Here is a 12,384-nt window from a genome sequence, read left to right on the forward strand (position 1 = left end):
GCGCGTCGTTATAAGGGCCATGTTTCGGCCGTTTCCTGTGTAAGTCAGCCAGAAAACGGACAGGCAGTTTACCCCCCGTTGCCGTCGTGATTTCGGCGAGGCTGCGGCCTCGCCGTGTTGCGGAACGAGGGGCAGGGTGTCTCCGTGGTCGGATGGGGTCCCGCGCGGGAAGTAGTCATAGGAGGAAGAGGGTGGTTTCGCCTCTGGTGCCGAATAACCGGTATCAGAGGAGAGTTTTCCATGACTACGACCACCATCCTGCCTCCTGCGTCCCGTGGCGCTGCTTCCGGCGGCTTTAAGATCGATCCTTCTCGTGGGGAGCGCAATGCCCGCGTGTCTTCGGAGTGGTTCTCCCGCCCCGATGACGAGCGCTACCTGTCGCTGTCCGACCTCCATGCCGCCACGCTGGCGCGTGCGGATCGGGCTACGGCCCGCACCGTCGAAAGCCGCGCCATTCGTGTCGAAGCTTCCCGCGACAATGCCGAACGCCTGACCCTGACTGTGCCGGGACAGAATGAGCCTATCGCCCCCACACACTGGTCGTTCGGCCAGATGTGCAGCCTGGTCGGGGCACCGTCGTCCTACCTGCGCAATCTTCCAGCGCCACTTGCGGCGATCAATCTGCAGCACGGACTGCTGTCGCATCGGGCCGAACTGGTCAAAACGCTGGAGACGGAAGACGGGCGCGTTGAACTGCGGGCCGTAACGGGCCCTGATTATGGCCGCATATGGGACCATGAACTGGTTGGTGCCGTACGGAAGATTGCCGGTGACGGCACAGGCGATACCACCTGGAAGGTGCCGGGCGTCATCGACTGGGCGACCATGACTCACAATCCCTATGTGGACATCACCAAGGAGACCACGACACTCTACGCATCGGATCGTGACGTGTTCCTGTTTCTGGTCGACGACACGCATCCCATTGAAGCCGGACGCCTGCCCAATGGTGACCCCGATCTCTATTTCCGGGGTTTCTACGCGTGGAATTCGGAAGTCGGCAGTAAAAGTCTCGGCATTGCGTCATTCTACCTGCGCGGAGTGTGCCAGAACAGGATGCTCTGGGGCGTAGAGAATTTCGAACAGATCACGATCCGGCATAGCAAGTTCGCGGCCTCGCGTTTCGTGCATCAGGCGACACCGGCCCTGCGGAATTTCGCCACGGCCAGTCCGGCCTCGTTCATCTCGGGCATTCAGGCCTCGCGTCGCGCTCTGGTGGCGAAGAACGATGATGATCGTGAAACATTCTTACGTCGTCGCGGGTTCTCAAAACCGGAAACCACAAAGATCATCGAAACGGTCTTGCATGAGGAAGGGCACAAGCCCGAGAGCGTGTTCGATTTCGTGCAGGGGATTACCGCACTGGCCCGCACCAGGGCCAATCAGGATACGCGGCTGGATCTGGAAGAGAAGGCCCGCAGGCTGATGGAACGGGCTTCCTGAAAGCCGACTGCACGCTTTTCCGCCAATACGTTTTTACGAGCCCGGCCACCGCGCCGGGCTTTTTCGTTTCGGGAGTTTTCCGATGGCTGATTTCTTCACGCATTTTTCCTGCGTTCTCGATGTGGGCACAGTGGACAATGCCGCAAAGGCGCTCGACCTCTACAATGAATTCATCGACGAACTGGCGGCGGAAGACCCGCCCTCTGACGGTTTTGTCCTGTCGATCGTGCCTGAATATGGTGGCACGAAACTCTGGATGCACGATGAGACAACCGGCGATCCGCATCAGGTGGTGGATTTCGTGCTACGCTGTGCGCGGGCATTCCGGCTGCGGGGGCGATGGGGGTTCCAGTGGGCCAATAGCTGTTCACGTCCCCGGATCGGCGCCTTCAGCGGAGGCGCGCATCTGCTTGACCTTGGCAGGCGCAAGACGATTTCATGGATGACCACCGATCGCTGGCTGGCGATCGCCCTGGACGGAGGCAATCCCGACACAGGAGGGCAGGGCGATGACCTTGCATGACGCGGGCGATCTGGCCCGCCGTCTGGCGGAGAACGCAGAGGCGGTGTGCCGTCGGTATCTGTCCGCTGGTCGTCGTCACGGCAATTACTGGCTGGTCGGTGACGTACGCAACACGCCCGGCCGGTCGCTGTTTGTCCGGCTGCACAACACCGCCAACGGCAGGGCGGGAAAATGGACGGACGCGCAGTCCGCTGAACATGGCGACCTGCTGGACGTGATCCGCGAAAGCCTCGGCCTGGTGGATTTCCGCGACGTGGCCGACGAGGCGCGCGCCTTTCTCAGCCTGCCGCGTCCCGATCCGGTACCGTCGTCACAGGACCGTCCGGCCCGTGAGCGTGGCTCTGCCAGTTCTTCTGAAGCCGCACATCGGCTCTGGGCCATGTCCGGGCCGATCGTGGGTACATCCGTAGAAGCGTATCTCCGTAGACGCGATATTACGCTTTTGCACGGAGCCGGCGCCCTGCGCTTCCATCCGCGCTGCTTTTACCGCCCGGACGAGGACAGTCCGACCGAGACCTGGCCCGCCATGATCGCCGCCGTCACCGATCTCGACGGCACTCTGACCGGTGTGCATCGCACCTGGCTGGCGGCGGAAGGGCGCGGCAAGGCGCCGGTCGATCATCCGCGTCGCGCCCTGGGCGGGCTGCTCGGCCATGCCGTGCGCTTTGGGGTGGCATCCGATGTGCTCGCCGCCGGGGAAGGCATCGAGACGGTGCTGTCGCTGCGGCAGGTTCTGCCCGATCTGCCATTGGCCGCATGCCTGTCCTCGGCGCATCTCGCCGCCCTGATCTTTCCGCCGCTGCTGCGCCGGCTCTACGTGCTGCGCGACGATGATCCGGCCGGGGATCAGGCGCTGGCGACGCTGCACGCCCGCGCGGATGACGCCGGGATCGAGGTGATCGGGCTGTCGCCACGGCTGGGCGATTTCAACGATGATCTCCGGGCGCTCGGACGCGGCGCACTGCGGGCGATCCTGCATCCGCAACTTGCGCCACCGGACGTGGCACGGTTTCTGGAGACTGCCGGCACATGAGCGGGCCGGAAAGAGGGGCGGGCGGTTTCCGTCTTCTATCGGCGGTCCTGTCGTGCCTCCCGTTCGGCAGGTTCGCGCCCCGGCCTTTCAAGTGGGGAGCGGGCGTCAGCCGGGCCGGGCCTTCAATGGCGTGAGCCAGCTATTTTCCGTCGCGCCCCTTTGGGGGCGCTTTACATCGCGAAGCAAAATAGCCGGCCCCCTGCCATCCTTCGCTGTGCTGCGGCCGCGCGCGAGCGCGCGGTTCCGGCCCGTCCCTGGTCTGCCGCTATCCGCCCCCGGAAAGGCCGCGAAGGGCGCGGCCGGAGACCTGGGAGGACCGCATCATGACCCGCACCGATGATTTTGAACCGCCGCACGCCGCTTCATCCACCGCCCATGTGCTGGCTGAACTTCAGATGTATGGCTACCGTCCCTTCGAGGACGAGCCTGATCCAAGGCCGCTGCCCGAAGCTCCGCGCATCGGGGGTGCTGTGGCCGACATCTTCGACGCCGTCGCCGCGACGCTGACTGACACACGGCTGGAACCGGACCTCGAAGCGCTGCTCTGGTCCACCGTGAACATCTTCCACCGCATGGTCGGCCAGGTCGAGCGTGAGCTTGACCGCAACGAGCAGGCGCAGAAACGCAGCCAGCAGGATCAGGATGGCAGCGAGATCCGCTCGGTGGAACTGGAGCGACTGATCGCCGAAGGGCTGACACTGATCGAACGCCGCAACGCCTACGAGATCTTCCGCGACGAGGCGCAGGAGCAGTTCGAGCGGCTGACCCTGAGCGCGTGGCGGCCGAAGACCGGCTCGCTGGTATCGCGGCGGACCATGACGGCCTCTATGATCGACAGCCGTGACTTTCTCAACGCCCGACGCCGCGCCGAGAGCGAATTGCTGGTCCCGCCCGGCCCCAAGGTCGTCGTGACCGGGGGGCTGGACTTCGACGACCATATCCTGATCTGGGACCGGCTGGACAAGGTCCGTGCCAAGCATCCCGACATGGTGCTGCTGCATGGTGGTTCGCCCAGGGGCGCGGAGTTCGTCGCGTCTCGCTGGGCTGATCACCGCGAGATCGTGCAGATCGCTTTCAAGCCGGACTGGACGAAGCATGCCAAGGCCGCGCCCTTCCGCCGCAACGACGCCATGCTCGATACCTTGCCGATTGGCGTCATCGTCTTTCCCGGAACCGGTATCCAGGAGAATTTGGCCGACAAGGCGAAGCGCCTCGGTATCCCGGTCCTGCGGTTCGGAGGCGGCGCGTGAGCGCCGTCTTCAGTCCGGATTACCCGTGACGGCGATCCGCGCGGAACGGGCATAGAAGGCCAGCTCGGTATCGCCGGGCGCCAGAAGGTCGAGCAGGCCCTTCATGTCCTGCATGTCCGAATAGGACTGAAACGGCCCTGGTTGCTGTTCAATGGCCAGCACTGCAATGGCGAGCGCCTTTTTGACCAGATGCAGTTCGCGTCCCGTGATGTCCGCCATGACGTTGTCTCCCTGAGCAGCCCCACGATGCACGTCCGCTTGGCGGACGTCAGTACGATTCTCGTTCCGTCGATACATCGTTTTCTCTATGATGCGGATTGCGCCGTGGTGGTGGTGGCAGGCGTGACCGTCAGATCATGTCATCTTTACGGGAGCCGCCACCATGGTGATCTTCGCACCGTTCCTGATCGTCGCCGGCATCGGATTTTTCTGCTGGCTCATGTTCACGCTCGCGGTCTTCGCCTTGCCGTTTGCTGGCGGGTTGTATGCCGGGCTCTGGGCGTTTCATACCGGTGCCGGAGTGATTGGCGCCCTGATCGTCGGCGTCGTGGCGGGGATAGCGACTTTCGTCGCCGGTCAGATCGCACTCGCCTGCGCGCCGTGGATCTGGCTGAGAGGGCTGATCGTCCTGCTCTATACCGTGCCCGCCATCATTGCCGGTTATAGCGCCACGCACGGTCTCGCCGAGATGATGATGCCGTCCGTCGTCTGGCAGCTCTTCTTTTCGGTCATCGGCGCCATTGCGGTCGGCATCACCGCGTTCGTCCGCTTTACCGGCATGGCCCCGCCCGAACCGGCCAACGGGAGCGTCGCGCGGGTCTGACCGCCTGCGCGGCAGCCGGCGGGCAGGCATGGATCAGGTACCTGCCTGTCTTTCCACGTCATCGAGAGGCGGGGAGCGATGGGCAGCGAAGCGCGGATGCGACGCGCTGTTCCAGATACGGTCCGCCTGTTGAAGCAAACGAACTGGCGCTCTGATTTCCCGCAGGCCGATCGCAACGGGGAAGCCGGGCATGTCCGGTGAGGCGCAGTCCCGGAACGGGCCGGTTCGGTGGGCTGGTATGGAGGGAGGATGACGCCGTCATTCTGGTTGCCGCCGGATCTCGTGCGCTGTGCCGGTCGCCATAGTCTCCGTGATGTGTGCTCTGTCGGGCCGCGCACGCATGCTGCCTCTCAAGATGGCTGATCTAGCCGAAGGCCGGCTACGCCTCGATCGGCTATGGCGCAACAACGGGCCATAATTTTCTTCCCCTGCCGGCTGCGCCGTCATTCCTCGCGCACCAAGAAAATTCTGTCCCGCCGTCCTCCGCTGCGCTTCGGCCCCAAGGGATGCGCCGCCGCTCGCCTCCGTCTGTCCGATCGCCATCGAGGCCGCAATGGTGCGGGCTCGATAACAGAGATCACGGAGAGTATCATGGCCACCATCGGCACCTTCAAGAAAGTCGGCAACGGGTATAACGGCGAGATCGTCACCCTCTCGCTCCAGACCCCCAACGTCCGTATCGCTCCCGAGACCACGCGCGCGAACGACAACGCCCCCAGCCACCGCGTCTTCGTAGGCAGGGTGGAGATCGGGGCGGCCTGGTCCCGGCGCTCCAACGAGGGGCGCGACTATCTGAGCCTCAAGCTCGACGATCCGAGCTTCAACGCCCCGATCTTCGCCAATCTCTTCGATGACGAGGACGGCGAGGGTTACAGCCTGATCTGGTCCCGCCCCAATGGTCGCCGCAACGGCGACTGAAGTGCCCGCGATCCCCGCCCGGCCGGTCCGGGCGGGGCCTTCGCATGACCGGTTGGAAACCAGCGGGCGTGCGCAGCAGTCGCGCTCCTCTCGATCTGCCGGGGTGCGGGCAAGAAAGGGGAACAGGGCTTCCCTCAGTCTTCCCATTATACCATGCCCGGCGTGAACCGCCTCAAGGACGCGCGGTCCCCCCAATTTTGCCCGGCGCACCCTACGGGCACACCGGACAAAATCGGCTCCCCCGGGCGCCGCTGGCGCGGTCGCCTGCGGCGATCCCTGACCCGGCTCCCGCGTGCATGAGGCGGAGTCCTGTCTTCGAGAAACGAAAGGAGCAGGACGATGACCACGCTACACGACCATATCCAGATGCTGCGCGCCGAACTGACCAGCTTTTACCTGAGCCACGGGGAGCGCCGACGGATCGAACGAGAACTGAAGCTGGCATGCGCGCAATTCGCGGCGGACCGATACGACGAGACCCCCCCCGCATAGAGCGGGGGGCTTTTCGTATGGTCGCCCGTGCCATCGGATATCCAGGCGCCGATTCCACTTTGCCATCCTCCTGAAAGAACGTTGTTGAATCTCTCTAACACGACTATTATAGTCGTATTACTGGTGTGCATGCCCCGCGTGTCGGATGTGATCATGGATGATCACTGGCCGACAGGTAAGGGCGGCACGGGCACTCCTGAACTGGACACAGGAGATGCTCGCTGAAAAAGCCCTCGTAGCACTGACCGCGCTCAAGCGCCTTGAATCCGAACGCGGTCTCGGCGTTCATGAGGGCACGACCGACCAGGTTCGCCGCGCGCTGGAAGCGGCGGGCATCCTGTTCATCGAGTCCGGACAAGGGCGTGGCGTCATGTTTCTTAACGAGACTTCCGGCATCGAAACGCGGCAGGCTAGGGTGCGTCGCGTTCGTTCTCCGACCTGATCGACTCCATCATGCAGAAGCCCCCGCTCGACCCGTCTGTCGCCGACAGCGCTCCGGAAGCGTCCTGTCTCACCGGCTACGACGAACAGCATCTGATTACCTATCTCCGCCTGCTGGATGCCGAGGCCGACGGCGCCGACTGGCGCGAGGTCGCCCGCATCGTGCTCCACCGCGACCCGGTGGTTGACCCCGAGGGCGTCCACCGCTGCTGGCACAGTCATCTGGCGCGGGCGCACTGGATGACCGAGCATGGCTACCAGCATCTGCTGCGCGGCGGCGCGCCCCACTGACACCCTGAATCGTTGCGTGACCTGCAAGACCTGTTGCAGGTGCGGGGCGTAGCGGGCAACGGGACGGTCTGGCATACTCTCGCGAGCAAGTACTTGCCCTGTTCCCACCCGTTACGCATCGGAGACGACGCCATGAGCCGCGCCAACTGGCGGTCGGCGGGCGCGTACGAGGGCCTGCGGTCGCTCGACGCTCCTGCCTTTGCCTTGCAGTTTGTCAGTCGCAATCGGGACTTTATCCGTGATCGTGCCGCCCTTCAGCGCGCCGCGCTCCGGGCCGCGCTGTCCACGTCAGACGCCGAAGCCTTCGCCCGGCGCTGGGGGTTGCGATTTCGAGAGTGTCCGCACGGCCCTCAATCCGCGTACCGCCCGCTGGACTGTTGCGGTATCGCCGGCCGTGATTGCGGTTGTCCGCCTGCCGACAGCACTGGCTGACGCGGCGTATCATCCGGTCTCCCTCGCTCGGGCAGAACTGCCGCCTGATATGGCGGGAGAAGTGCTGGTCGAGCAGGGGGAGATGATCCTGCGGCTGTACGTCTTGCCGCCTGACGGGGCTCAGCTCGGCGTGCTCCTGCCGCTCGACGCGCTGTTCGAGGTGCGTGTCCAGGCCGCCCTGCGGCTCTGGCGCGTGCTGATGGATCGGCGTCCCGGTCGTGATCCGGCCTGCCTGTCATCCGATCGCATCCGCAGGCTGATCCTGGCGCTCCGGACGCTCGATGGCCTGGACGACGGGGTGTCGCAGCGCGAGATCGCCGGCGTCCTGTTCGGTCGGGAGGTTTCCGCAGGGGACTGGCTCTCCCATGATCTGCATTTCCGCATGAAACGGCTGGTGCGTTTTGCGCGGGGACTGACTGACGGAGGATATCGGCGCCTGCTACTGCACCCGTTTCGGGGACGATAGTGGATGATGAATGTCTTGTAGGGCCGGAAGAACAGAACAAGGAGGCTGATAGTATCCATGGCCTCACTGCTGGCCGCTCCGGTGCTTTGTGTCGAGGAAAACCGAAAATGGTCCGCTATTGGAGACGCGTGACGGTTCGTTGAAAAGAAGAAGTGAGGCTTCAGATACATAAGGAGAAAATAGTCCATTCCTGAACATTATACGTCAAAAGATAACGTTGACACGAGCCATCGCATGTTTGCATCGGGAATGTTTCTGCAGGGGCAGTTATTTTGTAATCGAATACCGCAACCCAGATATGGAAAACCTGCCCGGAAAAATTGGCCTGACGGCGAATTTTTCCGGACATTTATTCGAAGTTTATCAGGTGGTCAGGAGCTTTTCACTGGTCAACCGCATGACGATGCCATGCCGGAGCGCATGCAAGCCCTCGATTTCAACTTCAATGTCGCGAGCCTTGAGTTTGGATACGATCTTCTCAATCATAGCCACCGAGGTCACGTCCCAGAAATGGGCGTTGTTCAGCCTGATGACGACCCGGCGCGCATTGGTCCTGAAGTCGATCTGATCGTGAAGAAGGTCAGACGAAGCAAAGAAAACCTGTCCCTCAACCTCGTAGATATCCGTACCCTCTTCTCTGATCTTTTTGACGTGCATCAAATGCGTCATAGACCAGGCAAAGAACACACCACTGAGCAGAACACCGACGAGCACACCTAGAGCCAGATCCGAGGATGCGACAGTCACGGCAACGGTTACGACCATGACGAGGCTTGAGAGCTTTGGAAAACGCGCAAGATCACGCAGGGATGACCACGAGAATGTGCTGATTGAGACCATGCACATAATGGCGACAAGGGCAGCCATTGGAATGCGGGCGACATAAGTATGCAGCATGACCATCAGAAACAGCAGGAAAGCGCCGGCAGTAAAGGTCGACAGACGTCCTTGGCCGCCGTACCGAAGATTGCCGACTGTCTGCCCTACCATACCGCACCCGGCGATGCCGCCGAACAGTCCTACAAACACATTCGAGACACCAAGACCTACGCATTCCATTCTGGGATCACCGTGCGTGTCGGTCTCATCATCCACGACACCTGCTGTCATTAGAGATTCAAGGAGGCCCACAGATGCCATCGCAAGGGCATAGGGAAACACAATTTTCAGTGTGGCCAGATTGAATGGTACGTGGGGGATCGTAAAAGCAGGAAGGCCTGTCGGCAGCGTGCCCAGATCAGAGACAGTGTGCACCGGCATTGGATACCACATCGTGATGCCTGTCAGAACTACGATACAGATCAGGGGCGACGGTATCAGGGTTGATATCCGTGGCATGAGATAGATGATGGCAAGCCCAAGGGCAATCAGTGCATACGTGTGCCACGTCACATGAAGCATTTGTGGTAACTGTGCCGAAAAGATCAGGATCGCGAGAGCATTCACAAAGCCGGTGCGGACCTCAGCCGATACGAAGCGCATAATGACCTGAAAGCCAAGCGCACCGAAAATGATCTGTAGTCCGCCAGCCAGTAATGTCGCGACGAGAAGGTATTGAAGCCCGTAGCTATGCACGAGGGCCGCGGCTACGAGGGCCACGGAACCCGCCGCCCCTGAGATCATTCCCGGGCGGCCACCGGTGATGGAAATGGCGACGCTAATGACAAATGACGCGAAAAGGGAGACGGCGGGAGAGACGCCGGCAACGTAGGAGAAAGCAATGACCTCGGGAATGAGGGCGAAGGTGCCGACCATTCCGGCCAGCACTTCGCGCAGCGGGTTATAAGCCCACTGCGACCGATAAGTCGCAAAGTTCATGGCGTTTTTTCGAAACCTCTCTAGGTAGTAAGCACGCTCAATAAGGTTTCGTCGTATTGTGGCCCGACGCGGCAATGGTGCTTGCAGGGTAGTCAGGTCGTGAGGTCGATGCAACCCGAGAAGACAGACCAGCCAACACAACGTTGACTGCTGCAATGGCGTGATCGTCTTGTGAGGACCGACATCCCAACGTCCCAGAACGTATGGACTGTAGACCGCTGCCCCACTGTTGAACCCGGCTTTCTTTCTCTGTTGGCTGAACCGGACGGCGACACGATGCAGTAAGCGGTCCAGGCCCCATGTCCTTGGCTACTGGGTCATGGGGCCCGGCATGGGCTAAGTTCGCAATTTGCTGAGAGCAGACCATATGGCATGGGTTATGGTTCAGAAACTGGCAGACTGGCTCGTGTCATCGCAGCATGATGTCCGCTTACCGAAACCTTCAGCAGAACTTTGTATGATTGGGACGAGGGCGAAAGCCGAAATCCAGTTGGTTCGGTCGCCCGGTTCGAGGCGGCCGCGTCGCCATCTCCCGCCAGTCAAGGACCGATCTCGCCCCCCGATGAGATCGGTCCTAGTCCCGGAAGACCTCGCTCCGCCACGCTGATCCCTGCTGGCCGCATCTGTCCCGCGGCCCCAGCCAGCGACCACGGAGCCACCTCATGTCCGCCAATTACAGCGATCTGCCGCCGCGCTATCTGCGCACGCCCGACGCCTCGCGCTTCGTCGGACTATCTATTCGCACACTGGAGAAACACCGGATCTACGGCACCGGACCGCGCTACTCGAAGCTCGGTGGCCGCGTGGTCTATCGGGTGGATGAGTTGCAGGCCTGGGTCGAGAGTGGTGCCCGCGCCCATACCTCGGACACCACTGCCGGCGTCGTGCCGGCGGCCGCGCGGCAAAGTCCGCTGATTCCGCCGACATCACGCGGGAGCCGTCGCTGATGCCTCCGCCCGGCAGGGCGCGCTCCGAGCGCGAGCAACTGGAACTCTTCCACGCTATCGCGGGAGATTTCGCTCCTCGTGACGCACAGGATCTGATGGCGTTTCCGTTCTTCAGCCTCGCCAAATCCCCCCGCATGGTCCCGATCGATTACCGGACCCCGGACGTCACCATCCGGGTCGAGGCGTCTGCCGAACATGGCATGGCCACGATCTGGGATGCTGACGTGCTGATCTGGGCCGCCAGCCATCTCGTTGCCGCGCGTGACGCCGGTCGGCGCACGTCGCGGCTGATGGTGGCCAGCCCGCGCGAGATCCTGACCTTCATCGGTCGGGGCGACAGCGCGCGGGACTATGAGCGGCTGGAAGCGGCCTTCGACCGGCTGCAATCCACCACGATCAAGACGTCGCTGCGGCAGACCGGCAAGGGGCAACTGCACCGCTTTTCCTGGATCAACGAATGGAAACGGCATACCGCGCGGGAAGGGCGCACCCGCGTGATCGAACTGATCCTGCCCGACTGGTTCTACCAGGCGGTTCTCGATGACGCGCTCGTGCTGACCATCGACCCGGCCTATTTTGGCCTCACCGGCGGTCTGGAGCGCTGGCTCTATCGCATCGTGCGCAAGCATGGCGGTCGCCAGCGTGCGGGCTGGGCCTTCGGCCTGCGCCATCTCTACGAAAAATCCGCCAGTCTTTCCCCCTATCGGCGCTTTGCCTTCGAACTGCGCGACATGGCGAAGCGGCAGCCCTTTGCCGGCTATCGGCTGTCGGTGCGTCCCGACCGCAACGGCAATGACACGCTGGCCTTTGCACCTGTCAAATTATCCACAGGCGTCTGTGGACAAGCTGTGAGTTCATCCGTGCTATCAGTTGTGGATTTATCCGTGCCATCACTGCCACGGCATCCGTGCTATCGTTTGCGGAAAACGCCGAATCATGACATTGAATCAATTGGTTACGACGCCCTTAACTTAGATTCTAACTTAAAAGAGTCTAACTTTAAGGATGTTGGCCCCCCTGCCGATCCGTGGAAAACCCCCGGAGAGGGGCCATGATCGTGGCTTTCCTCAACCAGAAGGGCGGCGTCGGCAAGACGACTCTGGCGCTGCATCTCGCCGGCCAATGGGCTCGGGAAGGCCAGCGCGTGACGGTCATCGACGCCGATCCGCAGGGTTCGGCGCTGGACTGGTCGGCGCAGCGCGCGCGGGAAGGACTGCCCCGGCTGTTCGGCGTGATCGGGCTGGCACGCGACACACTCCACCACGAGGCGCCCCAACTAGCTCAGGGGGTGGATCACGTCGTCATCGACGGTCCGCCTCGGGTGGCGGCATTATTGCGCTCCGCTCTGCTGGCTGCCGACCTGGTGCTGATTCCCGCGCAGCCTTCGCCGTTCGACGGATGGGCTTCGGCCGAGATGCTGCGGCTGCTGGAGGACGCGCGCTTCTTCCGTCCCGGCCTGCTGGCCCGCTTCGTGCTCAACCGCTGCGCCGCGCGCACGGTCATCGCC

General features: G+C 62.5%; 15 protein-coding genes and 1 pseudogene. 14 read left to right on the forward strand and 2 right to left on the reverse strand.

Features of this window, described 5'->3' with window-relative positions:
• Window positions 1-240 precede the first annotated feature (240 nt).
• The 4 genes from AB2L51_RS14620 to AB2L51_RS14635 all read left to right on the forward strand — a co-directional run bounded on the left by AB2L51_RS14620 (window position 241) and on the right by AB2L51_RS14635 (window position 4,249).
• Window positions 241-1,443, forward strand: a complete 1,203-nt coding sequence (locus tag AB2L51_RS14620) for a hypothetical protein (RefSeq protein WP_003618734.1) — start codon at window positions 241-243, stop codon at window positions 1,441-1,443.
• A gap of 82 nt (window positions 1,444-1,525) precedes the next feature.
• A complete protein-coding gene (locus tag AB2L51_RS14625; RefSeq protein WP_003618738.1) occupies window positions 1,526-1,966 on the forward strand; it encodes a hypothetical protein in 441 nt (146 codons plus the stop codon).
• Window positions 1,953-2,999: a DUF7146 domain-containing protein gene (locus AB2L51_RS14630; RefSeq protein ID WP_003618742.1), complete on the forward strand. Its 1,047-nt coding sequence runs from the start codon at window positions 1,953-1,955 to the stop codon at window positions 2,997-2,999. The genes AB2L51_RS14625 and AB2L51_RS14630 overlap by 14 nt, the downstream gene beginning before the upstream one ends.
• A 323-nt stretch (window positions 3,000-3,322) precedes the next feature.
• A complete protein-coding gene (locus AB2L51_RS14635) occupies window positions 3,323-4,249 on the forward strand; it encodes a DUF2493 domain-containing protein (protein WP_048858928.1) in 927 nt (308 codons plus the stop codon).
• A 9-nt stretch (window positions 4,250-4,258) separates the two neighbouring features.
• Here AB2L51_RS14635 and AB2L51_RS14640 read toward each other — a convergent pair whose 3' ends face one another.
• The gene (locus AB2L51_RS14640) at window positions 4,259-4,468 is read right to left on the reverse strand and encodes a hypothetical protein (RefSeq protein ID WP_003618751.1); all 210 of its coding nucleotides are present in this window, start codon (window positions 4,466-4,468) and stop codon (window positions 4,259-4,261) included.
• A 163-nt stretch (window positions 4,469-4,631) separates the two neighbouring features.
• Between AB2L51_RS14640 and AB2L51_RS14645 the strand changes: the two genes are divergently transcribed.
• From AB2L51_RS14645 to AB2L51_RS14675, 7 genes and pseudogenes are all read left to right on the forward strand, one after another.
• The gene (locus tag AB2L51_RS14645; protein WP_003618753.1) at window positions 4,632-5,072 is read left to right on the forward strand and encodes a hypothetical protein; all 441 of its coding nucleotides are present in this window, start codon (window positions 4,632-4,634) and stop codon (window positions 5,070-5,072) included.
• Window positions 5,073-5,663: 591 nt separating this feature from the next.
• A complete protein-coding gene (locus AB2L51_RS14650) occupies window positions 5,664-5,990 on the forward strand; it encodes a DUF736 domain-containing protein (RefSeq protein WP_034931914.1) in 327 nt (108 codons plus the stop codon).
• A 339-nt stretch (window positions 5,991-6,329) separates the two neighbouring features.
• The gene (locus tag AB2L51_RS14655; protein WP_170213666.1) at window positions 6,330-6,482 is read left to right on the forward strand and encodes a hypothetical protein; all 153 of its coding nucleotides are present in this window, start codon (window positions 6,330-6,332) and stop codon (window positions 6,480-6,482) included.
• 214 nt (window positions 6,483-6,696) lie between these two features.
• Window positions 6,697-6,924 carry a hypothetical protein gene (locus AB2L51_RS14660; protein ID WP_018307953.1) on the forward strand — a complete coding sequence of 76 codons (228 nt, stop codon included), beginning with the start codon at window positions 6,697-6,699 and terminating at the stop codon, window positions 6,922-6,924.
• Between the two features lie 11 nt (window positions 6,925-6,935).
• The gene (locus AB2L51_RS14665) at window positions 6,936-7,214 is read left to right on the forward strand and encodes a DNA -binding domain-containing protein (RefSeq protein ID WP_010669065.1); all 279 of its coding nucleotides are present in this window, start codon (window positions 6,936-6,938) and stop codon (window positions 7,212-7,214) included.
• Window positions 7,215-7,346: 132 nt separating this feature from the next.
• A pseudogene (locus AB2L51_RS14670) lies at window positions 7,347-7,487 on the forward strand (transcriptional regulator domain-containing protein); the annotation flags it as partial.
• Window positions 7,453-8,112 carry a DUF2285 domain-containing protein gene (locus tag AB2L51_RS14675; protein WP_261766023.1) on the forward strand — a complete coding sequence of 220 codons (660 nt, stop codon included), beginning with the start codon at window positions 7,453-7,455 and terminating at the stop codon, window positions 8,110-8,112. The pseudogene AB2L51_RS14670 and the gene AB2L51_RS14675, both read left to right, overlap by 35 nt.
• A 363-nt stretch (window positions 8,113-8,475) precedes the next feature.
• On the opposite strand, the gene AB2L51_RS14680 is transcribed toward AB2L51_RS14675, so the two are convergent.
• Window positions 8,476-9,930 carry a SulP family inorganic anion transporter gene (locus AB2L51_RS14680; protein WP_003618757.1) on the reverse strand — a complete coding sequence of 485 codons (1,455 nt, stop codon included), beginning with the start codon at window positions 9,928-9,930 and terminating at the stop codon, window positions 8,476-8,478.
• 662 nt (window positions 9,931-10,592) lie between these two features.
• Between AB2L51_RS14680 and AB2L51_RS14685 the strand changes: the two genes are divergently transcribed.
• The 3 genes from AB2L51_RS14685 to parA form a co-directional block, all read left to right on the forward strand.
• Window positions 10,593-10,877 (forward strand): helix-turn-helix transcriptional regulator, encoded by a 285-nt coding sequence (locus AB2L51_RS14685; protein WP_003618758.1) that lies wholly within the window; start codon window positions 10,593-10,595, stop codon window positions 10,875-10,877.
• Complete coding sequence (locus AB2L51_RS14690) at window positions 10,877-11,932, forward strand: replication initiator protein A (RefSeq protein WP_048858929.1); 1,056 nt, start codon at window positions 10,877-10,879, stop codon at window positions 11,930-11,932. The genes AB2L51_RS14685 and AB2L51_RS14690 overlap by 1 nt, the downstream gene beginning before the upstream one ends.
• Window positions 11,929-12,384 (forward strand): ParA family partition ATPase (parA, locus tag AB2L51_RS14695; protein WP_400922562.1); only part of this gene is annotated, 456 nt, incomplete at its 3' end. The genes AB2L51_RS14690 and parA, both read left to right, overlap by 4 nt.

Origin of the sequence: Acetobacter fabarum (assembly GCF_040702925.2) — a bacterium.
GTDB lineage: Bacteria > Pseudomonadota > Alphaproteobacteria > Acetobacterales > Acetobacteraceae > Acetobacter > Acetobacter fabarum_B.